Below are 22,090 nucleotides of genomic sequence, written 5' to 3'. Positions count from 1 at the left end.
GGAATCTTGGTTTGCAACTTCATCTAACCCATTGTTTTACAACGGTTTTGCATTCTCGTGACGACGATGCTCTATTGCTCGTTCTACGCGACTTATCGCGGCTGCTTCGGCGTGCAGGAACCGAACGCGCAGGCCGCGCCGCCCGCGACGCGCTGACCTGCCCCGGCGGCCAGCGCGGGTGACCGGCGTGGGTGGCCTGCTCGCGTGCCGGTCGCCGCTGTTCAAATCCGCCTGCTGTTCAAATCCACCCGCTGTTCAAATCCACTGATCGCGCGCAAAATCATTAGCACGCAAATATTTCGTGCCGATGCCTGGCACGCTCCGATCATGAACTCCGTGCTCACGCTCCCGCAAACCCTCGACGAGCAGCTCTGCTTCGCGCTGTACTCGACTTCGCATGCGATGACGAAAGCGTACAAGCCACTACTCGACAAGCTGTCGCTGACCTATCCTCAATACTTGGCGATGCTCGTGCTCTGGGAACGCGACGACCTTGCGGTCAAGGACATCGCCGCGCGGCTGGATCTCGATTCCGCGACGGTCACGCCGATCCTGAAGCGCCTCGAGGCGCTCGGCTATGTCGAGCGCGTGCGCAGCGCGGCCGACGAGCGCGTGGTGTTCGTCCGGTTGACCGCCGACGGCGCGGCGCTGAAGGACACGGCACGCACGGTGCCGGCCGATCTGTTCTGCGCGATGCAGCAGACGCCGGAATTCCTCGTCCGGCTCCGCTCCGATCTGAAGCGGCTGCACGACGCGCTGTCGGCTTCGACGGATCGCTGACGTCGTCCGGGCCCGGCCCGCCCGATCCGCGCTTGAACGATTCGACCAATCTAATTTGGGCAGCACGTCGAAAATAGTTTGCACACTAACAATTTGTGCACTATATTTAAGTCGTGGCCAGTGCCGAGGGCCGGGCCGCTTCCCCCATCCAGACAGGAGTCGCACCATGAACATTCTGTACAAGACGAGCGCAACGAGCACCGGCGGCCGGGACGGCCGCGCGATTTCAGCCGACAACCGGCTCGACGTGAAGCTGGCCGCCCCGCGCGAGCTGGGCGGCACCGGCGCGGAAGGCACGAACCCCGAGCAGCTGTTCGGGGCCGGCTACTCGGCGTGCTTCCTCAGCGCGATGAAATTCGTCGCCGGGCAAAGCAAGCAGGCGCTCCCCGCCGAGACGACGGTGACGGCCGAAGTCGGCATCGGCCCGAACGACGCCGGCGGATTCGCACTCGACGTCGAACTGCGCGTGTCGCTGCCGGGCCTCGACAAGGATGCCGCGCAAACGCTCGTCGACAAGGCGCATCAGGTGTGCCCGTACTCGAACGCGACGCGCAACAACGTGTCGGTGCGGCTCGTGCTCGTCTGAGCACCGCGCGCCCGATGCGGCGGCAAGAGGACAAGGGCGCAAGTGGCATGGAAGCCACGCGCGCCTGGTCATGCGAAGTGCCGGATCAGCCAGCGATCCGGCACGTTTTCATTCGGTGTGCACCATCCAGGACGCGCGGCGGGACGCACCGCGATCGAGTTCGCGCATGCGGAATTCGAGGTCGTGCAGATCGGTCGCGTCGGCCAGGTAAGCGTCCGAGCGTTCCTTCTCGGCGCGCTCGGAGGATTGGGTCAGCATCAGGAAGAGGTGGCTCAGCAAGTACATGATCGATCTCGCGAATTCAAGGGTTTGCACTTAGGCGTATTCCCGTATTATAGGGAAAACCCTAGAAACCCGCCAGCATCGATCACGCGGTGCGTCGCTCCGCCGCGACAGTTCGTTGGTGCGATGCAAAAAACGACCAGACGAGCTCGCTCGCATCGGGCCCGACCGCCGAGTGGAACGGCACCGTGTCGTCGCCGCCGGCCCACGCATGATCGAGCCCCTTCACGTGACACAGCCGCACGACGGACGCGCCATCCCGGCGGTAATCGCGAATCAGCGCGCCCGGCTCGTGCGTCTCGATCCGCTCACCGCCGCGCAGCGCGCCGCGCCGGTCGACGAGCTCGTTCAGGCGCAGGAACTCGGTCGCGAGCTGGTCCGCGTTCTTCGGCGCGACGACGTGATCGCCGTCGCCATGCACGATCAGCGCCGGCATCCCCGGATACGTGCCGTGCTCGACGAGCGCATCCACCAGTTCGACCGGATCCTGCCGAGCGCCGCGGCGCATCACGTCCATCGCCGCAATGCCCGAATTCGCCTCGCCGAACGCCGGGCCCGAATGCAGCGCGACCGCCGCGAAACGCTCCGGACAATGCACCGCGAGCAGCGACGCGAGGCCCGCCCCCGCCGACAGCCCCGCCACATACACGCGCGACGCGTCGAAACCGTGCTCGGCGACCAGCGCGTCGACCAGCGACACGATCGCGTGCGCCTCGCCGCGGCCCGCGCGCTCGGTGTCCTCGTACCAGTGCCAGCAGCCGTGCGCGTGCGCGCGCACGGACTGCTGCGGATACAGCACCGCGAACCCGTGCTGGTCGGCCAGCAGGTTCATCCGCGTGCCTTGCGCGAATTCGTCGATCGTCTGCTGACAGCCGTGCAGCATCACGACGAGCGGCATCCGGCGGCGACGCGCGCGGGGCGGCACATAAAGGCCGTACGACAACAGCTGCACGAGCCGCCCGGCGGCGGGCGCCATCGGGTGCTCGCCGTGCGTCCATTTTCCGGCCGCCCATGCGGCCGCGCGCGGCCGCACCCGCGACTCGCGGACGGTCGGCACGGAAGCGGCATCGGATCCGGCGGGCGACGCGGCGACGTCAATCACGGCGCGCGGCGCGCGCTTCGACGGCGAGGTCAGCATGCGTTTCACGCCGCCCAGCCATACTTTCGTCAGACTTTTGGTCATCGTTCGGGCTCGCAATCAATGAATAAGGGACGTTACGGATGGTGTTTTCATCCGATTTGTGCAATGCACAATACCATTGTTTCTGGGATTTATCCTGCTCGGAGTTAGTTCCCGACACCGTAAAAATCCGGGCGCTCGCCGAGCGGGGCTATACTGACGGTTGTGCCGCTTGTCTCCGTCGTCGTTCGTGTCGCCTCACGCGTCAAACAAGCGTTTGTCGTCCCGCCTCTCGTTTTTGCCGTTTCGATGTTCGATCTGCCGTCTCACCTCTGGATCTCGATCACCACGCTTGGGGGCGCTGGCCTGACCCTGCCGCTCGCCGTCACGATTGCCGTCTGGCTCGCGCTCGGCTACTCCTGGCGCCGCGCCGCCGCATGGCTGCTCGTGCTCGCGGTCGCGATCGCCGTCGTCGCGCTCACGAAGATCGCGTTCCTCGGCTGGGGCATCGGTATCCGCGCGTGGGATTTCACCGGGTTCAGCGGACATGCGATGCTGTCGACGTCGGTCTATCCGGTCGCGATGTTCCTGATGCTGAGCCGCACGCGCACACCCGTGCGGCTCGTCGGCATCGCGCTCGGCCTCGGCGCGGGCGTCGCGGTCGGCTTCTCGCGCGTCGCGCTCGACGCGCATTCACCGTCCGAGGCGATCACCGGCTGCATCGTCGGCGCGCTCGCCGCGCTCGCGTTCATCTGGGGATCGTGGCGCGCGGTGCCGCACCGGTGGTCGGTGCCGGCCGTCGCCGCGAGCCTCGCGCTCGTCACCGTCGCGCTGCACGGGATCACCGTGCCGTCGCATCGCTGGGTCACCCAGGTCGCGCTGCATCTGTCCGGCCACGAGCGCCCGTACGTGCGCGCGCGCTGGAAGGCCAATCCGAACTACCGGCCCGCGTCGCATCCGTCGTCGCTGCGGCGCGCGACGATGCCGGGCGGCGAATTGCACGCGTAGGGGCACGCGTAGGGCACGCGTAAGGGCACGCTTAAGCGCACACGTAATAAGAGCACGCGGAAGGGCACGCGTCAGGCCGCCGTCGCATGACCAATAGGCGAAGCGTTATCACCCGCGTTATATTACGATTGCCTTTTCGTCATTCACGCCGGGTCCGGCTTCGATCATCGCCATGCATTCATCCCCCCGCTTCACTGCGCGTCGGCTGCTGCCGCTCGCGACGCTCGTCCTCGGCCTCACGTTCCACGCGACCGCGCACGCCGCCGGCGAACTCGTCGTGTCCGCGGCCGCGAGCCTGACGAACGCGTTCAAGGCCGTCGGCGACGCGTACGAAAAACTGCACCCCGGCAGCAAGGTCCTGTTCAACTTCGGCGCGTCCGACGTGCTGATGCAGCAGATCGCGAAGGGCGCACCCGCCGACGTGTTCGCGTCCGCCGACCAGAAGGCGATGGATCGCGCGGCCGCCGAGCAGGTGATCGCGCCCGCCACGCGGCGCGACTTCGCCGCGAATTCGCTCGTGCTGATCGTGCCGGCCGACAGTGCGTCCGCGCCCGCATCGGTGCGCGAGCTGGCCGCACCGGGCATCAAGCGCGTCGCGTACGGCGATCCGGCTTCGGTGCCGGTCGGCCGCTATACCGAAGGCGCGCTGAAGGCGGCCGGCGTCTGGGACGCGGTCAGCGCGAAGGGCGTGCTCGCCGCGAACGTCCGCCAGAGCCTCGACTACGTCGCGCGCGGCGAGGTCGACGCCGGCTTCGTGTTCGGCACCGACGCGGCGATCATGCCGGGGCGCGTGAAAGTCGTCGCGACCGTCCCGACGCAGACGCCGATCACCTATCCGATCGCCGTCGTCAAGGACAGCCGCCACGCGGCCGACGCGCAGTCGTTCATCGACTTCGTCGCGTCGCCGCAAGGCCAGTCGGTGCTCGCGACGTTCGGCTTCAAGCCCGCCTCGCGCTGAGTCCACCGCGTTGCGCGTTGCGCAAAGCCATGCACGATGCCTGGGTTCCGCTGCTGCTGTCGCTGAAGGTGGCCGGCTGGGCCACCGCGCTCGACGTCGTGCTCGGCGTCGCCGCCGGCTACGCGCTCGCGCGCTGGCGCTCGGGCGCGCGCGACGTCGTCGACTCGCTGTTGACGCTGCCGCTCGTGCTGCCGCCGACCGTGCTCGGCTACTACCTGCTCGTGCTGCTCGGCCGGCGCGGCGTGATCGGCGCGTGGCTCGACCGGTTCGACATTCAGCTCGTGTTCACGTGGCAGGGCGCGGTGATCGCGTCGATGGTCGTCGCGTTTCCGCTGATCCTGAAATCCGCGCGCGCCGCGTTCGAGTCGGTCGACCCGCAGCTCGAACGCGCGGCGCGCACGCTCGGCATCGGCGAAGCCGCCGTGTTCTTCCGCGTGACGCTGCCGCTCGCCGCGCGCGGGATCCTCGCGGGCGCGCTGCTCGCGTTCGCGCGCGCGCTCGGCGAGTTCGGCGCGACGCTGATGATCGCGGGCAACCTGCCGGGCCGCACGCAGACGCTGTCGGTCGCCGTCTACGCCGCCGTGCAGGCCGGCGACGACGCGACCGCGAACGTGCTCGTGCTCGTCACGTCGGTCACCTGCGTGATCGTGCTGCTCGCGGCCGGACGGTTCGTGCCGCCGCGCGTGCTGTCGGGAGCGCGTTGAGATGAAACATTTGCCGACGGCCCGGCGGAGGCTGAGATGAAACGGCCCCCACGCTCACTTCGTTCGCTGCCCCCCGAGGGGGCGGTCAGCCGCCTTGGGGCGGCCCGGCGGAGGCAGGCATGAGCCTCGTCGTCGACATCCGCAAAACGTTCGCGAGCGCGGAGCGGCACTTTTCGCTCCGCGTGTCGTTCTCGTCGACTGCGCAGCGCATCGTGCTGTTCGGACCGTCGGGCGCCGGCAAGAGCCTGACGCTGCAGGCCATCGCGGGCCTGCTCGCGCCGGACGAAGGCGCGATCGCGCTCGGCGGCGACACGCTGTTCGACGCCGCGCGCCGCATCGACGTGCCGACGCAGGCGCGCCGCGTCGCCTACCTGTTCCAGGACTACGCGCTGTTTCCGCATCTGAACGTCCGGCAAAACATCGCGTTCGGCCTGACACCGGGCTGGCGCAACCCGCGCGCGAAGGTGCTGCCGCCGGAAGTCGCGCACTGGCTGCGCGCATTCGATCTGGAAACGCTCGCGGGCCACTATCCGGCGCAGCTTTCCGGCGGGCAAAAGCAGCGCGTCGCGCTCGCTCGGGCACTCGTCGCGCGGCCGCGAATCCTGCTGCTCGACGAGCCGTTCTCGGCACTCGACGGCGCACTGCGCGTGCGGATGCGACACGAACTCGCCGAACTGCAGACGCGGCTCGACATTCCGATGGTGATGATCACGCATGACCCGGACGATGTCGCGGCGTTCGGCGATCACGTCGTGTTCCTGCACGAAGGGCGCGTGCAGCCGGAAACACCCCAGACCGCGTGGACCGGCCGCATCGCGTAACGTCACGGCCCGGGCATGGCCCAGGCACAGTCCATCGGCGCCCTTTTCAGCCCGCCACCGCCAGAATCACGCTCGACGCCTTGAACAACGCAATCGCGTTCCGCCCCGACGCAAGCGACAGTGCATCGACGCTGTCGTTGGTGACAATCGCCGTGAGCGTACCGCCGCCGTCGAGCGCGAGCGTCACCTCGCTGTTGACCGCGCCGCCCTTCACGCTATCGACGACGCCGCGCAACTGATTCCGCGCGGACAGGCGGAGCGCGGGCTCGCCGTCGTCCTCGACCGCGAGCATGACCCACGACGCCTTCACGAGCGCGCACGCGTCGCCGCCGACCTCGAGGCCGAGCGTTTCGACGCTCTCGTGCGTGACGACGGCGACGATCGCCTGACCACCCGGCAGCGTCAGCGACACCTCGTCATTGACCGCACCGTGCCGGATCGACGCGATCTTGCCGAACAGCTGATTGCGCGCACTGGTTTTCATCCCGATTCTCCCGATCAGCGCCCAGTCGACGTCGAAACCGGCCATCGCGACGCTCGCCGCGTCGATGAAGCGGCGATGTTCGCGCTCGATCACGCGGAACGCGGCGATCAACGCGGTCGCGCGCGGCGTCAGCATAGTGCCGCCCCCGCCCTTTCCGCCCGTCGAACGCATCACGAGCGGCTCCCCGGCCAGGTTGTTCATCGTGTCGATCGCCTCCCACGCGGCCTTGTAGCTGAGACCGACGGCCTTCGCCGCGCGCGTGATCGAGCCGGTGTCGCCGATCGCCGCGAGCAGCGCGATCCGCAGCGAGCCGCCGAGCGTCCGCCCGCCGGCGCGCAGCCAGAGTTCGCCGCCCAGCCCGAGCGGCGCGGTATCGGCGGGTGCGTTGGCGGGCGTGGCGGCGGGCGCGTTGGCGGGCGTGGCGGCGCCGGCACGGGTCTCGTCGGAATCGGAAGGCGGGATCGTCATGGCGAGGGCGTGGCAGGAATCGTCGGCGTCGGGCAGATCAGCTCTCCTTGCCGCCGACCTTCGGCGGCCGGAGCGCGGCGAGCAGCGTTTCGGCGACGCTCACCGCATGCCGCTCGAGCGCCGCCGCGTAGCCGCGCACGAAGCCGACCTGATACGGCGGTGCGGCAAGTTCCTCGAGACGATGCAGCGCGACGACCGCATCGTTGACTTCGCCGAGCACGCTCTGCACGCGCGACAACGTCTTGACCGTGTCGATGCGCGTGTGGCGCGACGCAAGCGACGCGAAGAATTCGAGCGCGTAGCGCAGACGTTTCGCGTCGATCCTCACGCGATGGCGCGACGCCGCATCGAGCGTCGCAAGCGGCGGCACGCTCGCGAGGCGCTCGAACAGGCGCCGCACACGCTTTGCCGCATGCTGCCGCAGCGGTGGCGCGTCGTCGGCGGCGGGATCGGCCGGCAACGCAAACGCGCTCAGCCATTCGAGCCAGCCGAGCGTGAGCCGAGCGTAGCGCGCGGAATGCAGCGCCTGCCGCACGTCCGCGCGGGCAGTCGTGCATTGCGCGCGCGCCGTGTCGAGCGTGCCGGCCCAGGCCGCCGCGCTGTCGCCGTCGGCTTCGATCAGCGCGGGCAGGCTCTCGGTCGAGAACACGTCCCAATCGCGCACCGTGCCGAGCAGTCCGGCCAGCCAGCGCAGATCGGCCTCGAACGCCTCGCTCCAGCCGCCGTTCGCATAATGCGGAAAGAGGCGCATCAGCGTGCGCAGGCGCCGCAGCGCGACCCGCATCTGATGCACGAACTCCGGATCCTCGTGGTCGAGCACGCCAGCCTCGTTGCCGAGCCAATGGATAGTGATGTCGCCCGCGAGCGCGGCCAGCGCGTCACGCTGCGTCGTCATGCGGCTCAGATCGACGGACCGCGCGCGCACCGGCGCGGCGGTCGCGAGCGCACCGTCGCACGCACGGTCGATCAGGCTCGCGAGCTGCGCGAACGCGGGCCACGCGCCGCTCAACTCGCGCGCGGCCGCGAACAGCGCGCGCAGTGTGGCGGCGCGCGCCTCCACGGTGCCCCAATCGGGCGCGGTGAGACGCAGTTCGCAATGGCGGCGCGTCGCCGCGCCGTCGTGGATCGTCATGTCGTCGAGCGTCATCTCGACCGACACGCCGCTGTCGTCGGCCCAGCGGCCGCGCCGGCGCTCGCAGACGAGCTGCACGCCGGCGGTGCCGGGCGCAACGGCGGCCGCCGGCGACTTCACCGACGACGGCGACTCGGCCCCGTCCGCCTGTTCGTGCGGCCCGGCCGGCGCCGTCGGGCTGACCGGCTCTGACGCCGCGCCCGCCACCGCGACGTCCGCATGCGCGGTATCGAACGTCTCGCGCAACGTCACGCCCGGCGCGAACGCCTGCGTGCGCGACGCGACGACGCGGCGGCTCTCGGCCGACTCGACCCAGGTTCGCCAGTTCGCACCGGGGCTCGGCTCGGCCTCGACGACCTGACACGGCTCGATCGTCACGCGTTCGTGGCCGCGACGCATCTTGACCTGCGGACAGATCCGCCACGCCCGGCCAAGCTCGGCGCCAAAATCCCGCTGAACGGTCCGCGACCGGCCGGTGGCGCTGGGCCGCCAGCCCTCCAACGACAGACACAGCACGATCTCCAGCACACGCGACATGGAAGCTCCCGTTCAGGATGTGCCGTAAACGGCGCGTTGCCGCCGCCATCGGCTCGCGATGAATGCTTCCATAGTACACGGGGCCAGACCGGTTAGCGACCCGAACGCACCCACCCCTTCGAACCGGTCAGACCGCGTACTGCGCGATGCCGTTGCCGAACGACCAGTCCTCCTTCAATACCTCGACGAGGTTGATGAACACGTCCTGCGGCCGCACGCCCGGCCGCTGCGCGAGGTTTCCGGCGATCGTCCGGTACAGCGCGCGCTTCTGCTCGAGCGTGCGCGTGTTGCTCACGGTGATCTGGATCATCACGAGATCGTCGCTGCGATCGATGTCGAGGTAATGCCGGCCGAACACGAAATTCGTTTCCGGATGCTCGGTGACGATCATGAAACGGTCGTCCTCGGGCACGTCGAACGTACTCATCAGCGCGCGATGCACGCCGTCGACGAGCGCCGCGCGGTACGCGGCCGGTTTGCCTTCGCGAAGGGCGATGCGGGTAAAGGGCATGGCGGATCTCCTGTCCGTGAACCATTGACGTGCACCTTCAGGCTAAGCGCGCGCATCTATAATGAACAGTCATCAATGCATATTTCATCCATTTTCATCTGAAATGAAAGTCCTCGACCTCGATGCGGTGCGCGCGTTCGTGCTGGTCGCCGATCTCGCGAGCTTCACGCGCGCGGCCGACGCGCTCGGCACGACGCAATCGGCCGTCAGCCTGAAGCTCAAGCGGCTCGAAGCGCATCTCGGCAAACCGCTGCTTGCGCGCACGCCACGCGTCGTCAAGCTCGCGCCAGACGGCGAGACGTTCCTGCCCGCCGCCCGCGCGCTGCTCGACGCGCACGAGCGCGCGCTCGGCACGGTGTCGGCCGGCACGCGGCGGCTCGTGCTCGGCGTCAGCGAGCATGTCGCGGTGCCCGACCTGCCCGCCGTGCTCGCGAGCCTGCACCGACAGGATCCCGCGCTCGCGCTCGAAATGCACCTCGGCCAATCGGCCAATCTGCTCGCGCAGTACGACGAGCGGCGGCTCGATGCCGCGATCGTCCGCCACGAGCCCGCCGAGGATCCGCCGCGCGACGGCGGCGAGCGGCTCTTCACCGAGCCGCTCGCGTGGCTCGCCGCGCCGGACTGGGCGCCGCGCCCGGGCGAGCCGCTGCCGCTCGCGGTGCTGGCCGGCCCGTGCGGCGTGCGCGCGGCGGCGCTCCGCGCACTCGATCATGCGGGCATCCCGTGGCGCGAGCGCTTCACCGGCGGCGGCGTCGCGGCCGTCGCAGCCGCCGTCGCGGCGGGGCTCGCGGTGTGCCCGCTCGCGCGGCGCGTCGCGCCGCGCGAACTCGTCGACGTCGGCGCGAAGTTCGGTCTGCCGCCACTGCCCCACTCGCACGTCGTGCTCTATTCGCGCGTGCGCGACGCGCGCGACGCCGCCGCATTACGGCGATTTGCCGACAACCTTTCAAAGTCGGCGTAAACTGTCGGGTTTCGTCAGCCAGCCGTATTACAAGCATTCATGAACCACGACGCCCGCAAGCACCTCCGCGCCAACCTGCTGATGCTCGTCGCCGCCGCGATCTGGGGATCGGCATTCGTCGCGCAGCGGCTCAGCCTCAGCGTGATCGGGCCGTTCCTGTTCACCGGGCTGCGCTTCCTGCTCGGCGCCGCCGTGCTCGTCCCGCTGCTCGCGCTGAACGCGGCCGCGCGCGCCCAGCTCGCCGCGATCCGCCGGTCGCCCGCGCTGCTGCTGCCGGGCCTCGCGCTCGGCCTGCTGCTCGCGGTGTCGATCTCGCTGCAGCAGTTCGGCCTGCAGTACACGCGGGTCGCGAACGCCGGCTTCATCAGCTCGCTCTACGTCGTGATCGTGCCGCTGCTCGGCGTGTTCGCGCGCCACCGGATCGGCACCGGCACCTGGTGCGGCGCGCTGCTCGCGGCGCTCGGCCTCTACTTCCTCAGCGTCGACGAGCACTTCTCGATGCTGTACGGCGACTGGTTCCAGCTCGCCGGCGCGGTGATCATCGCGGTACACGTGCTTGCGGTCGGCCACTTCGCGCGGCGCATCGATCCGCTCGTGCTCGCGTTCCTGCAGTTCACGGTCTGCGGTGCGCTGTGCGCCGCCGCCGGGATCGCGATCGAGCCGATCGGCGTCGCGGTGCTGCGCGGCGCGTTGCCGACGCTGCTCTACTGCGGCATTCTGTCCGTCGGTGTCGGCTACACGCTGCAGGTCGTCGCGCAGCGCGACGCCGCGCCCGCGCACGCGGCGCTGATCTTCAGCATGGAAGGCGTGTTCGCGGCGTTCGCCGGCTGGCTCGTGCTCGGCGAGACGCTGACGCCGCGCGCGATGTTCGGCTGCACGCTGATGCTCGCCGGCCTGCTCGCGTGCCAGTTGCTGCCGGGCAGCGCCACGCAAAAGGACGACGACGCGCTGCCGGCGTAGAGGCTGTTCACGCTGATGGCGGCCAGCCCCTCAAAGGATTTTCGTCCAGCCCGTTCGCCAGCCCGTTATCGACGTGAACTGGCGCTTTCATCGTATCTAAACGCCGGCATCGCAGGTCGGCCGCTCCGCCGAGTGCGTGTGCTCGTGCAGCGCGCTCGGAATGAAGGTTTGTTCGAGGCCGCCATCGCCGAGCCACGCGCGGGTCCGCTCGGCCGCGAGTTCGATCAGTTGCCTGCACTGGGTGTAGTCGTACGGCGAGACGTCCAGCGGACACAGCGGCGGCACCACGAAGATCGCGGCGTGGCTTTGGTAGAACTCCAGATCGCGCACGAGCTGACGCGCGATCACGAGCGTCAGCGCATGCATCGCCTGCGCGATCGCGCTTCCCGGCGGCTTGTGCAATGCACATGCGAAGCCAGCCGGCAGCACGACGATGCGCGTCGCGCCCCGCGCGACGGCAACCGAGACCGGCGTGTTGTTCGCGACGCCGCCATCGACCATCAACTGGCCGCCGATCCGCACCGGCGGAAACACCCCCGGGATCGCCGCGCTGGCGAGCACGGCGTCGACGACAAGGCCCGATGAAAACACGATTTCGCTGCCGCTGAGCATGTCGGTCGCGACGACGTGCAGCGGCAGCGACGCGCGCTCCACGTATTGATACCGCAGATGCCTTTCCAGCAGCATCCGCAGCGCGGTCGCCTCGACGAGGTGCGTGCGGTTCTGCAGAAGGGTTCTCAGCAGGCTGAGCATCGAAAACGGCATGATGTCGCGCCGGCGGATGTTGCACCACAGTGCTTCGAGCTTCGCGACGCCGTCGCCGTCCGGCTGCCCGGCGAAATACGCGGCGTTGATCGCGCCGGCGGACGCGCCCACCAGGAAGTCGGGCCGTTCGCCGTGATTCAGCAACTCGCGCAGCATGCCCACCTCGATCGCGCCAAGGCTGCCGCCGCCTGCAAAGACGAAAGCGGTCATTTCCGGACGAGCGCTTCGATCGAGGGGCATGACTGTCTCCGATGCCGGGACGGTGCAATGGTGAACGCCGAAGTCGGCGATACAGATTCGCACATAATGGCTGGCCGCTCAATGTACGCCGTGCCACCCCCGGCCGTGATGGCGTGAACAAGGCCGGGCACGATTGCGCGCGGCGGCGGGCCGCCCGCTCCCTATAATGGCGATTCCACTTCGCCCGCAACCGCCACCGACAGGCCCGCCCGTGACCGCCACTCCCGCCGATAACGCCGCCGCGCCGGCCGATTCCGCCGCCGCGCTGCTGCGCGAGCGCGCCGCGCATTTTGCCGCGCAGGCCGCGCTGTTCCTGCGCGACCAGGCGTTGTCGAGCGCGTCTCACGACCTGCGCAGCCCGCTGAACGCGATGCATAGCTGGGCGTACGTACTCGAGCGCCAGCTCGCGCACACCGACGCCGGCAGCGCCTACGCCGGTCGCACCCACGCCGGCAGCGCCTACGCCGGCCGCGCCGATCCAAACCTGCAGCGCGCGCTCGCGGGCATCCGCGCGGGTATCGACCAGCAGACGAAGCTGATCGACGAAGCACTCGACGCGCCGCGCGCCGACACGCGCACGCTTGCGCTGGCGCCGCAGCCGTTCGCGCTGCGCCCGCTGCTCGACGACGTGCTCGTGCTCGCGCGCGCCGCGCTCGCCGATGCGCGCGACGTGATGATCGACGCGACGCTACCCGACGTCGCCGCGCCGCTCGTCGCCGATCGCGAGCGCGTCGAGCAGGCGCTCTGGACGATGCTGATCGCCGCGATCGAGGCGAGCGCCGTGAACGGCCGCGTGTCGTTCTCGTGCACGCTCGAGCACGCACAGGTCGTCGCGCGCGTCGCGTGCGTCGTCGATGCGGGCACGCTCGTCGACGCGGGCCGCGCGCACGTGCTCGAGACGTTCGCGCGCCGCGAGATGCTGCGCGAACGCAACGCAAAACGCGTCGCATGGACGCTCGCGCTGCCGCAGCGCGTCGCGCTCGCGCACGGCGGCACGTTCGCGCACGATCCGTTCGCCGACGGCCGCCCCTCCGAGATCGTTCTGATGCTACCCGGCGAAGCGCCGATGTGAACATCGTCCGTTCGGCCAGCTCTTGCATCGATCTTTCGATCCTTATACTGACGCTTCCGTCTTTTCCGGAGTGATTCCTTGATTCAGCTCTTCGCGCTCGTCGGCGCGTTGCTCCTCGTGGCCCTGAACGGCTTCTTCGTCGCGGCCGAGTTCGGCCTCGTCAAACTGCGCGCGACGCGCGTGAAGACGCTCGCGCGCAAGCGCGGGCTGCGCGGGCGCATCCTCGCGATCGTCCACGGCCGGCTCGACGCGTATCTGTCCGCGTGCCAGCTCGGCATCACGCTCGCGTCGCTCGGCCTCGGCTGGGTCGGCGAGCCCGCGTTCGCGCAGCTTCTCGGCCCGGTGCTCGCGGCAATCGGCATCGCGTCGGAGCAGGTCGTGCATCTGGTGTCGCTCGTGTGCGCGTTCTCGATGATTTCGTTTCTGCACATCGTCGTCGGCGAGCTCGCGCCGAAGTCGATGGCGATCCGTCAGGCGGAACAGGTCGGCCTGTGGGTCTCGCTGCCGCTGTATGCGTTCTACTGGACGATGTATCCGGCCATCTGGGTGCTGAACAACAGCGCGAACGCGGTGCTGCGGATCGCGGGCCTGTCGTCCGAGCATGGCGGCGACGCGCACTACTCGACCGACGAGCTGAAGCTGATCCTGCGCAGCCGCAACGCGGGCAACGCGCCGCCGTCGCCGTCCGCGCGCGCCGCCTACAGCCGCGACGAATGGAATACGCTCGCGCATTCGCTCGACTTCTCGTCGATGACGGTGTCGGACCTGATGCGCCCCGCGAACGAGATGATCGGGCTGCGCCGCGACATCTCGCTGCAGGACAACATGCATATCGTCGCGCAGCATCGCTTCAGCCGCTATCCGCTGTTCGAAGACGCGTCGCGCGAACGGGTGAGCGGCCTGATCCACCTGAAGGATCTGCTGCTCGCGCGCCACGCGGGCGCCGCGCTCGACGATCTGTCCGATTACGTGCGCCCGGTCCAGGTCGTGCGGCCCGACACGCCCGCGCTCGACCTGTTCCGCCGCTTCCGCAAGGGCGCGCCGCACTTCGCGCTCGTCGGCGACAAGGGCGCGAAGCCGATCGGCTTCCTGACGCTCGACAACCTGCTCGGCGCGCTCGTCGGGCAGATTCACGACGAATTCCGCCAGGGCGCCGACGACTGGAGCCGCCTCGACGACGGCACGCTGATGGGCAAGGGCAGCCTGCCCGTCGTGTCGCTCGAGCAGGCGCTCGGCATCGACATCGACGAAGGCCGCGCCGAATCGGTCGGCGGCCTCGTGATCCACGCGCTGAGCGATCTGCCGGCCGAGGGGCAGCGCGTCTCCTTCGATCGCTTCGACGTCGTCGTGAAGAAGATGAACGGGCCGCGCATCGTGCTCGTGCGCGTCTATCCGAAAATCGCGAAGGAGGCCGACGAATGACCGCGCATCGGCGCGCCCGCTCGCTGCGCTGCGCCGCGAGCGCATGATGAACGTGCCGCCCGCGCTGCCGCGCCGCTACGTCGTCACGCCGGAGCCGGCGTCCGCGTCGGACGCCGATTGCGCGACGTTTCTCGAGCACCTGTCGGCCGTGCTCGCGCGCGGCGAGATGCTCGTGCAGTTACGGATCAAGTCGTTCGACGAGGAAGCGTTCTTCCGGATCGCGCAGCACGCGCTCGCACGCTGCGATGCGGCGGGCGCGACGCTGCTGCTGAACGGAAAGATCGCCGACGCAGCGTTGGCGTCGCTCCCCCGCGCGGGCCGGCACCTCGACGGCACCGCGCTGCACGCGGCGACGCGGCGGCCGCTGCCGGCCGGCCGGCTCGTCTGCGCAGCCTGTCATACGCTCGACGACCTGCGTCGCGCGGAACGCATCGGCGTCGATTTCGTCACGCTGTCGCCGGTGCTGCCGACGCTGAGCCATCCCGGCGCGCCGACGCTCGGCTGGGAACGCTTCGCGACGCTCGCCGCGCAGGTCGCGGTGCCGGTCTACGCGCTCGGCGGGATGACGCGCGCGCATCTGGATGACGCGCGCCGCCATCACGCGTACGGGATCGCCGGCATTCGCGACTTCTGGTGACGCGCGGCGCTCACGCGCGCAGCGCGCGCCACGCGCCGCCCCCTTCGATGCGCCGCACGTCGTGCGTGAGCGCGTAGTGATTGACGTCGCCCGTCAGCCACGCGACGAGCGAGTACGGCGGCAATTCGCCGTCGCCGACCTGATCGCGTGCGCGCGCCGGCGTCTCGAACACGATCATCCCTTCCGGCGCGTCGAACGGCACCGCGTCCGGCGACAGGTTCAACGCGATGCTGAGCGTCTCGCCGTCGGCGAGGCACCACGCGGCGAGCAGCGCGTCAGCCTCGCCCGCGCCGTCGGTGCGCAGCGTGTGCGCGTGCTGCGGCCGGCAGTCCGCGAGCCGCGGCGCGATCAGCTTCGCGCGCACCGCGAGCGCCGATTGCACGAAGTGCGCGCGTTCGAGATCGCGCGTCGTTTCGTCGAAGATCAACGGGATCTGCGGCGTCAGCAGCGACAGCGCGAGCGCGGCGAGCCCCGCCTCGCGGCCGTGCGCCGCGTCCTGCCACGCGCCGTCGGACAGCACGAGCGACGTCAGCGGCAACGACGCATCGCCCGCGCCGGCATCGCTTTGCGTCGCGGCCGGACGGAACGCCGCGCCGTCGGCGGTCAGCGCGCGCGCGAGCGCATGGATCGACTGATGCGCGGACATGCCCTCCGCGTGCGCCGCCTCGCGGCCGGTCAGCCGGTGCAGCGCGCGTTCGCCGCAGCCGTTCCATTGCGCGTCGAAATGCGTGTCGACGAGATGCGACGGATGGCGCTCGCTGCCGAGCACCAGATGGATCGTCCGGTCCGACGGCACCGCGCCCTTCACGCGGTCCGCGATTTCGCGCAGCCACGCGCTGCCGATGCGATCCGCCTCGCGCAGCCGCAGCCCGTCGCAGCGGTATTCCTCGATCCAGTACAGCGCGTTGTCGCAGAAGAAATCGCACACCTCCGGGTGATCGAGCGCGAGCGGCGGCGCCTGCAGCGGATCGTCACCGGTGTGGAAGAACGGCGCCGCGTAATGGCGCAGCGCGTCGGTGCCGCTGCCGAAACGCGCGTAATCGAGCTCGAGCAGCACCGCGAGGCCATAGCCGTGCGCATCGTCGATCAACGCCTTCAGCGCGGCGGGACCGCCGTCGCGCGCGAGCGGCGCGAACGGCAGGCTGTCGTGCGGCGACGCGAGCAGCTCGAGCGCGGTCACGCCGAGATGCGCGAGCTGCGGCAGCCGCCGGCGCACGCCGTCGTAGCCGCCCGCCGCATGCGGCCGGATCGCGTAGAGCGCGATATCCTCCCACGCGCGGCCGCGCCAGAACGTATGGCGCCACGTGAAGGCGCGTGGATCGACCACTTCGCTCGGCCCGTTCAGTCCGTCGGGCTGCGAGCGCGACGCGGGATCGGGAATCGACTCGGTATCGTCGAGCCGGTAGCGATAGCGCGCGCCGACGCCGCATTGGGCGAACACTTCGAACCAGTTCGGACCGGCCTGCGTCATCGGGATCGTGCGCTGCGTGCCGCCGGCGTCGAGCTCGAGCTGAACCTGCCCGCAGCCCGGGGCCCACACGCGGAAATGCGTGCGCGGCGTCGCGTCCGTCCCGCCGCATGGCTGCGCGCCGAACGGCAGACAGTGAACGTAGTGATGCGCATACGGATCGTGAGGGCAATCGGACATGACGCACTCCTCGTGCGTGCCGGGCCGCGCGGCTGCGCCGCTGTCGCGGCGCATTGGCCTGGCATGCTTTTGGCCAAGCGGAAGGGATCAACAGTATGCGCCGGTTTGTCGGGCATGGTGACTGCCGCAAACGTTTTTTAATCGCGTCTCGACCCCACCCCGAACGCGCGGGGTAGTCGTGATCCCGAACAGGCGGACGGAAAGGCGCACTGGAAGGCGCACAATCAGATGCACGAATAGACGCCGGCCTCGACGCGCGAGCGACTATGATGGCGTTCCCGCCCCCACCGCCCGCCCCGCCATGCTCACCGTCCACCACCTGAACAACTCGCGCTCGCAGCGCGTGCTCTGGCTGCTCGAAGAACTGGACGTGCCGTACGAGATCGTGCGCTACGAGCGCGATCCGAAAACGATGCTCGCGCCGCCCGAGCTGCATGCGATCCATCCGCTCGGCAAGTCGCCGGTCGTGACCGACGACGGGCACACGCTCGCCGAATCGGGCGCGATCATCGAGTATCTGGTCGAGCGCTACGGCGACGGGCGCCTCGCGCCGCCGGCCGGCACGCAGGCGAGGCTCGACTATCGCTACTGGCTCCACTACGCGGAAGGCTCGGCGATGCCGCCGCTGCTGCTGAAGCTCGTCGCGTTGCGGATCGGATCGGCACCGATACCGTTCTTCGCGAAGCCGATCGCGCGCAAGATCGCGGCGACGCTGCAGTCGACCTTCATCGATCCGCAGATCGCGCTGCACCTCGGCTACATCGACGGTGCGCTGCGCCGCACCGGCTGGTTCGCGGGCGACGCGTTCAGCGCCGCGGACATCCAGATGAGCTTCCCGCTCGAAGCGGCGACCGCGCGCGGCACCGGCGCCGATCATCCGGCGATCGCGTCGTTCCTGAAGACGATCCACGCGCGGCCCGCCTACCAGCGCGCACTCGAACGCGGCGGGCCTTACGCGCTGCTGTCGTGATCGGTGAGCGGGCGGCGGTGAGCGGCGGGCGGCGGGCGCCGCCTGCCGGCGAGCCGCGCCCGGTCGATCAGCTCAGCAGCCCGGCCGCGACGTTGATCGACAGTCCGAGCACGGCCATGTTGAAGTAGAACGACAGAATCGACTGCGCGAGTGCCGCGCGGCGGGCGGCGCGGTTCGCGAGCGAAATGTCGGCTGTCTGCGACGCGACCGCGATCGTGAACGCGAAATACAGGAAGTCCCAGTAATCGGGCTCCGGATGGCGGTCCGGGAACGCGAGCGCGCGCGCATCCTTCGGCGACGTGTAGTAGAGCCGCGCATAGTGCAGCGTGAACATCGTCGGGATCAGAAACCACGCGCCGAACATCGTCGCGCCGGTCACGAGGTAATGGCCGAGCTCCACGCGAAAGCCGCCGGTCTTCGCGCTGACGAGCTCGAGCGCGATCGCCGCGATGCTCGCGACCGTCGCGATGCAGACGACCGTCAGCACGGTCGTCGCGTTCTCGTCGTCGCGGATCGCAATCTCGCGCACCTGGGCGTGATGCGCGCGCACCATGCGAATCCACATCAGCGCGAGATAGAGCCACACGCCGACGTCCCAGCCGACGATCGCGCGCACGACCGGCCGCAGCGGATAAGGGAGCACGGCCGCGCACAGCGCGCCGGCGACGAACGCCGCGACCATCCGCGGACGATTGCGCAACACCTGGGGATAGAGCGTCATCTTGCTTGTGTCTTCGAGAGTCGATCAAAAGGGCCGGATCCAGCGGCCGGCGCACTGATTATCGCCGCTCCAGCGTGACGTGGCCATGTACCGGAAGGCCTAAGATAGACAAATGAACACCCCGCCCGTCCTTTGCCGCCACCCGGCGAACGCACTCGGCCGCGACTTCGTCGTCGGCGACCTGCACGGCTGTGTCGAGCCGCTGCGCGCGCTGCTGCACGACGTCCGGTTCGATCCGGCGCGCGACCGGCTGTTTTCCGTCGGCGATCTCGTCGATCGCGGCCCGGCGTCCGAAGCCGCGCTCGATCTGCTCGATCGTCCGTGGTGCTTCGTCGTGCGCGGCAATCACGAAGACGTGCTGTGCGCGGTCGCGCACGGCCAGTTGCCCGCCGACGCGTGGCGGCGGATCGGCGGCGACTGGGGTGCCGATCTGCCGCTCGCGCGTCTGCGCGAGATCGCGGTGCGCGTCGACGCGCTGCCGCTCGTGCGCGTGATCGGCGAAGGTTCCACCCGCTTCAACGTGCTGCACGCGGAATTCTTCGGCGCGGACGCGGAGCTCGATGCCGGCGACTACTCGGCGCCCGTGCGCGATCGCCTGATCTGGGGACGCGATCTCGTGCAGGGGCTCGCCGATCCCGCACGGCAGGCCGGCCTGTCGCCGACCTGCTGCGGCCACACGCCGGTGCGCATGCCGGCGCGGATCGGCGCGCAATGGTTCATCGACACCGGCGCGTTCGCGTCGGGCGGACGGCTCACGCTCGTCGAGCCGCTGACCGGCGCGAGCTGGTCGATGTCGCAGGTGGAGGCGCGGGGGCGGGCGGCGGTGGACTGGCCGTCCGGCTGAGCGACGCGAGACGGATGCCACGAGCGTGCATCGGTCGCACGCGCGGTCGCCCGCGCAACGTCATTACCCGACCTGATTCAGCTCGAACACCGCATCGATCGCCGAGCCGTTCCAGTTGTATTCGAGATACGCCGCATGCCGGCAATCGCGCAGCACCGTCGTGCGGAACGCGGCGAGGCATTCGCCGCCCGCGTCGCGCACCGACGGATAGACGACACCCGCGCCCCCCGCGTCGCGCACCGCGCGGCCGAGCGCTTGCCCTGCGCCGTAATGCGTCGGATCGAGCAGCATCGGATCGCGTTCGCGCCACGCGCGCACGTCGACGATGTCACCCTGCGCGATCACCGTGTAGAGCCGCATCTGCTGACGCATCGGCGGCTCGTTCGTCGCGGCGAGGAACAGGCTGCCGTGATAGCGCGTCTCGGCGATCGCCGTCGCGCGCTCGCGCGCGCAGTAGAACACGCCGTAGCGGCCGTCCGAGAAGCGGCTGCCCTGCGGATTCAGGTGCGTGAACGCCGCCATGATCGGCCCCCAGCCGGCGCCGAAACGGCGCTCGGCCGGCGGCACGAGGTCGAGCGTGCCGACCTCGCTGCGGACGCGGTCGTTGGTCAACGCCTCGAGCGCGTAAAGCGCGTCGAAATCCTCGGCCGACGCGACCCGGTCGAACAGGTTGATCGCCGGAAAACGGGTGGGAATCACGCGATAGGCAGGCGTCCAGTCGAGCGCAGTCGTGGGCCAGTTCTGCAACGGTTCGATTTCCTTCACGCCCAGCCGCCCCGCATCGCGTCCAGATATTGCCGTACCGCGACGAGATCGCTGACGTTGCCCGCCAGCAGCCGGTCGAGCGCGCGCTTGCCGCCGAACGGCTCGGCGACGTTCGGCCGCTTGACCCACGCGTCGGCCGCGGCCGGTTGCGGCAACAGGATCTGCAACGCCTTGTAGATGCCGAGCAACAGCGACAGCCGCTCGAGCGTGTCGCGCGGCAATCGCGCCGTTTCAGGCGCCGCCTTCCATTTGAAGAACGTCGAACGGCCCGGCGAGCCGAGCAGCACGAGTTGCTCGTCGACCGACAGCGCCCAGTCGCGCGCAATGTTGAAAAACGCCCGCAGACCGGCCTCGGACATCCGCGCGACCGTCGCCTGCGGCGGAGGGGAATCGGGACGGTAGGCAGGTTGCGACATGATCGTTAGTCTCGAAATGAATTCATAAACAAGATTAGTCTATTTACGTATTTATGCAAGGGGCGAGGCCCGTCGCTCTCCCGAGACGGGATATTTCGTCCATCGTGGATTGAATGTCTGAAGAAGGCCGGAATAGGCCACGCGAGCGTCGACAGGGGCGGAAACGGCAGGTGCGAACGACCCGCGCGGAGCATTCCGATATTGACGGCAGCGGGTGATGCGGCGCACGCGCACCACCCGCGTCAGGCGGCCCCACGCACCGCAGGCCGCCGCCCGGGACGGATCAGCCCGGAGGGCTGCCGGCGAACGTCGGCAGCAGCACGCGGTAGATATGAATGAACGCCGGCCCGAGCAACACGGTCAGCAGCGCGGGGAAGATGCAGAAGATCAGCGGGAACAGCAGCTTCAGCGCGATCCTCGCCGCGCGCTCCTCCGCGCGCATCCGGCGCCGCGTGCGAAGCACGTCCGACAGCACGCGCAGCGAATCGCCGATGCTCGTGCCGAAACGGTCGGCCTGGATCAGCATCGCGCAGAATGATTCGACGTCCTCGACGCCGGTGCGCAGCGCGAGGTTGCGCAACGCCGTCTCCTTCGGGAAGCCCGAGCGCATCTCGAGCAGCATCAGGTCGAGCTCGCTCGCGACGACCGGACTGCGGAAGCGCAGTTCCTCGCAGACCTTCATCAGCGCCGCGTCGAGGCTCAGGCCCGCTTCGACGCAGACGGTCAGCAGATCGAGCGCGTCCGGGAAATCCTCGAAGATCACGCGCTGGCGGGTCGCGATCTTCCGCGACAGCACGAGATTCGGCAGGTAGTAGCCGATCGTCGCGATCAGGATGAGGATGAACGACAGCATCTCGCGATCCGCCGCGATCCGGGTCGTGATCAGCACGAGCAGCGCGATCGACGGCAGCACGAGCGCGAGCAGCGTCTTCGCGGTGAAATAGATCCCCCCCGCGTTCGGATTGCGCCAGCCCGCATTCATCAGCCGCACGCGCAACGGCGAGGCTTCCCAGCCTTCCTTCGGCACCGACAGCTTCGAGATCGGCTGCGAGATCTCCGTGAGCTTCGCGACCCACGCGGGCGTCGCGTCGTCCATCCCGCTGCCGGCGCCGATCGTCGCCGCGCCGCCCGCCTGCTGAATCCGGCGCTGCATGTTGCGCGGCGCGAACACGAGCATCGCCACCAGCGCGCCGCCGAAGACGAGCACGAACAGGCCGCCCAGCAGCAGGATTTGCATCATATTCAGGTTTTGCATGATTCGTCCCCGATCGATTCATC

General features: G+C 69.2%; 24 protein-coding genes and 1 pseudogene. 14 read left to right on the top strand and 11 right to left on the bottom strand.

Features of this window, described 5'->3' with window-relative positions; translation table 11 throughout:
• Positions 1-51: 51 nt before the first annotated feature.
• The 3 genes and pseudogenes from HZI36_RS27455 to HZI36_RS00505 all read left to right on the top strand — a co-directional run.
• Positions 52-156 (top strand): annotated as a pseudogene (locus HZI36_RS27455) (BPSS1780 family membrane protein); the annotation flags it as partial.
• 171 nt (positions 157-327) lie between these two features.
• The gene (locus tag HZI36_RS00510; RefSeq protein WP_179400653.1) at positions 328-780 is read left to right on the top strand and encodes a MarR family winged helix-turn-helix transcriptional regulator; all 453 of its coding nucleotides are present in this window, start codon (positions 328-330) and stop codon (positions 778-780) included.
• A gap of 166 nt (positions 781-946) precedes the next feature.
• Entirely contained in the window at positions 947-1,366 is a 420-nt protein-coding gene (locus tag HZI36_RS00505; RefSeq protein ID WP_179400652.1) for an organic hydroperoxide resistance protein, read from the top strand.
• A gap of 108 nt (positions 1,367-1,474) precedes the next feature.
• Here HZI36_RS00505 and HZI36_RS00500 read toward each other — a convergent pair whose 3' ends face one another.
• Entirely contained in the window at positions 1,475-1,651 is a 177-nt protein-coding gene (locus HZI36_RS00500) for a DUF3563 family protein (RefSeq protein ID WP_179400651.1), read from the bottom strand.
• Positions 1,652-1,733: 82 nt separating this feature from the next.
• Complete coding sequence (locus tag HZI36_RS00495) at positions 1,734-2,831, bottom strand: extracellular catalytic domain type 1 short-chain-length polyhydroxyalkanoate depolymerase (RefSeq protein WP_179400650.1); 1,098 nt, start codon at positions 2,829-2,831, stop codon at positions 1,734-1,736.
• 246 nt (positions 2,832-3,077) lie between these two features.
• On the opposite strand from HZI36_RS00495, the gene HZI36_RS00490 reads away from it, so the two are divergent.
• The 4 genes from HZI36_RS00490 (at position 3,078) to HZI36_RS00475 (ending at position 6,259) form a co-directional block, all read left to right on the top strand.
• The gene (locus HZI36_RS00490; RefSeq protein WP_179400649.1) at positions 3,078-3,776 is read left to right on the top strand and encodes a phosphatase PAP2 family protein; all 699 of its coding nucleotides are present in this window, start codon (positions 3,078-3,080) and stop codon (positions 3,774-3,776) included.
• Positions 3,777-3,948: 172 nt separating this feature from the next.
• Positions 3,949-4,734, top strand: a complete 786-nt coding sequence (gene modA / locus HZI36_RS00485; RefSeq protein ID WP_179400648.1) for a molybdate ABC transporter substrate-binding protein — start codon at positions 3,949-3,951, stop codon at positions 4,732-4,734.
• Positions 4,735-4,763: 29 nt separating this feature from the next.
• A complete protein-coding gene (gene modB / locus HZI36_RS00480) occupies positions 4,764-5,438 on the top strand; it encodes a molybdate ABC transporter permease subunit (RefSeq protein ID WP_179400647.1) in 675 nt (224 codons plus the stop codon).
• A gap of 119 nt (positions 5,439-5,557) precedes the next feature.
• Positions 5,558-6,259, top strand: coding sequence for an ABC transporter ATP-binding protein (locus HZI36_RS00475; protein WP_179400646.1), 702 nt, complete (start codon positions 5,558-5,560; stop codon positions 6,257-6,259).
• A gap of 46 nt (positions 6,260-6,305) precedes the next feature.
• On the opposite strand, the gene HZI36_RS00470 is transcribed toward HZI36_RS00475, so the two are convergent.
• The 3 genes from HZI36_RS00470 to HZI36_RS00460 all read right to left on the bottom strand — a co-directional run bounded on the left by HZI36_RS00470 (position 6,306) and on the right by HZI36_RS00460 (position 9,391).
• Positions 6,306-7,211, bottom strand: coding sequence for a TOBE domain-containing protein (locus tag HZI36_RS00470; RefSeq protein ID WP_179400645.1), 906 nt, complete (start codon positions 7,209-7,211; stop codon positions 6,306-6,308).
• A 37-nt stretch (positions 7,212-7,248) separates the two neighbouring features.
• On the bottom strand, positions 7,249-8,880 hold the full coding sequence (locus tag HZI36_RS00465) for a CHAD domain-containing protein (protein WP_179400644.1): 1,632 nt from the start codon (positions 8,878-8,880) through the stop codon (positions 7,249-7,251).
• A 127-nt stretch (positions 8,881-9,007) separates the two neighbouring features.
• A complete protein-coding gene (locus HZI36_RS00460) occupies positions 9,008-9,391 on the bottom strand; it encodes a tautomerase family protein (protein ID WP_179400643.1) in 384 nt (127 codons plus the stop codon).
• 103 nt (positions 9,392-9,494) lie between these two features.
• Between HZI36_RS00460 and HZI36_RS00455 the strand changes: the two genes are divergently transcribed.
• Together HZI36_RS00455 and HZI36_RS00450 are read left to right on the top strand one after the other, a co-directional pair.
• Positions 9,495-10,352, top strand: a complete 858-nt coding sequence (locus tag HZI36_RS00455; RefSeq protein ID WP_179400642.1) for a LysR family transcriptional regulator — start codon at positions 9,495-9,497, stop codon at positions 10,350-10,352.
• 39 nt (positions 10,353-10,391) lie between these two features.
• The gene (locus HZI36_RS00450) at positions 10,392-11,312 is read left to right on the top strand and encodes a DMT family transporter (protein WP_179400641.1); all 921 of its coding nucleotides are present in this window, start codon (positions 10,392-10,394) and stop codon (positions 11,310-11,312) included.
• Positions 11,313-11,408: 96 nt separating this feature from the next.
• Here HZI36_RS00450 and HZI36_RS00445 read toward each other — a convergent pair whose 3' ends face one another.
• On the bottom strand, positions 11,409-12,317 hold the full coding sequence (locus HZI36_RS00445; protein ID WP_179400640.1) for a patatin-like phospholipase family protein: 909 nt from the start codon (positions 12,315-12,317) through the stop codon (positions 11,409-11,411).
• Between the two features lie 211 nt (positions 12,318-12,528).
• Between HZI36_RS00445 and HZI36_RS00440 the strand changes: the two genes are divergently transcribed.
• From HZI36_RS00440 to HZI36_RS00430, 3 genes are all read left to right on the top strand, one after another.
• Complete coding sequence (locus HZI36_RS00440; RefSeq protein ID WP_343049904.1) at positions 12,529-13,389, top strand: sensor histidine kinase; 861 nt, start codon at positions 12,529-12,531, stop codon at positions 13,387-13,389.
• Positions 13,390-13,467: 78 nt separating this feature from the next.
• Complete coding sequence (locus tag HZI36_RS00435; RefSeq protein WP_179400638.1) at positions 13,468-14,811, top strand: hemolysin family protein; 1,344 nt, start codon at positions 13,468-13,470, stop codon at positions 14,809-14,811.
• Positions 14,812-14,857: 46 nt separating this feature from the next.
• Positions 14,858-15,448, top strand: coding sequence for a thiamine phosphate synthase (locus tag HZI36_RS00430; RefSeq protein WP_179401032.1), 591 nt, complete (start codon positions 14,858-14,860; stop codon positions 15,446-15,448).
• A gap of 10 nt (positions 15,449-15,458) precedes the next feature.
• Here the strand turns inward: HZI36_RS00430 and HZI36_RS00425 are convergent, their stop codons facing one another.
• The gene (locus HZI36_RS00425; protein WP_179400637.1) at positions 15,459-17,096 is read right to left on the bottom strand and encodes a DUF3459 domain-containing protein; all 1,638 of its coding nucleotides are present in this window, start codon (positions 17,094-17,096) and stop codon (positions 15,459-15,461) included.
• 301 nt (positions 17,097-17,397) lie between these two features.
• Here HZI36_RS00425 and HZI36_RS00420 point away from each other — a divergent pair, with 301 nt between their 5' ends.
• A complete protein-coding gene (locus tag HZI36_RS00420; protein WP_179400636.1) occupies positions 17,398-18,066 on the top strand; it encodes a glutathione S-transferase family protein in 669 nt (222 codons plus the stop codon).
• 67 nt (positions 18,067-18,133) lie between these two features.
• Here the strand turns inward: HZI36_RS00420 and HZI36_RS00415 are convergent, their stop codons facing one another.
• Complete coding sequence (locus HZI36_RS00415; RefSeq protein WP_179400635.1) at positions 18,134-18,787, bottom strand: DUF1345 domain-containing protein; 654 nt, start codon at positions 18,785-18,787, stop codon at positions 18,134-18,136.
• A gap of 112 nt (positions 18,788-18,899) precedes the next feature.
• Between HZI36_RS00415 and HZI36_RS00410 the strand changes: the two genes are divergently transcribed.
• The gene (locus HZI36_RS00410; RefSeq protein ID WP_179400634.1) at positions 18,900-19,631 is read left to right on the top strand and encodes a metallophosphoesterase; all 732 of its coding nucleotides are present in this window, start codon (positions 18,900-18,902) and stop codon (positions 19,629-19,631) included.
• A 63-nt stretch (positions 19,632-19,694) separates the two neighbouring features.
• Here HZI36_RS00410 and HZI36_RS00405 read toward each other — a convergent pair whose 3' ends face one another.
• From HZI36_RS00405 to HZI36_RS00395, 3 genes are all read right to left on the bottom strand, one after another.
• Positions 19,695-20,387, bottom strand: coding sequence for an RES family NAD+ phosphorylase (locus tag HZI36_RS00405; protein WP_425485186.1), 693 nt, complete (start codon positions 20,385-20,387; stop codon positions 19,695-19,697).
• A gap of 5 nt (positions 20,388-20,392) precedes the next feature.
• Positions 20,393-20,812, bottom strand: coding sequence for an MbcA/ParS/Xre antitoxin family protein (locus HZI36_RS00400; RefSeq protein WP_179400632.1), 420 nt, complete (start codon positions 20,810-20,812; stop codon positions 20,393-20,395).
• A 283-nt stretch (positions 20,813-21,095) separates the two neighbouring features.
• Positions 21,096-22,067, bottom strand: coding sequence for a type II secretion system F family protein (locus tag HZI36_RS00395; protein WP_179400631.1), 972 nt, complete (start codon positions 22,065-22,067; stop codon positions 21,096-21,098).
• Between the last annotated feature and the right edge of the window lie 23 nt (positions 22,068-22,090).

This window comes from Burkholderia guangdongensis (assembly GCF_013403875.1).
Lineage (GTDB): Bacteria > Pseudomonadota > Gammaproteobacteria > Burkholderiales > Burkholderiaceae > Burkholderia > Burkholderia guangdongensis.
This window is presented reverse-complemented; position numbering and strand designations above follow the sequence as displayed.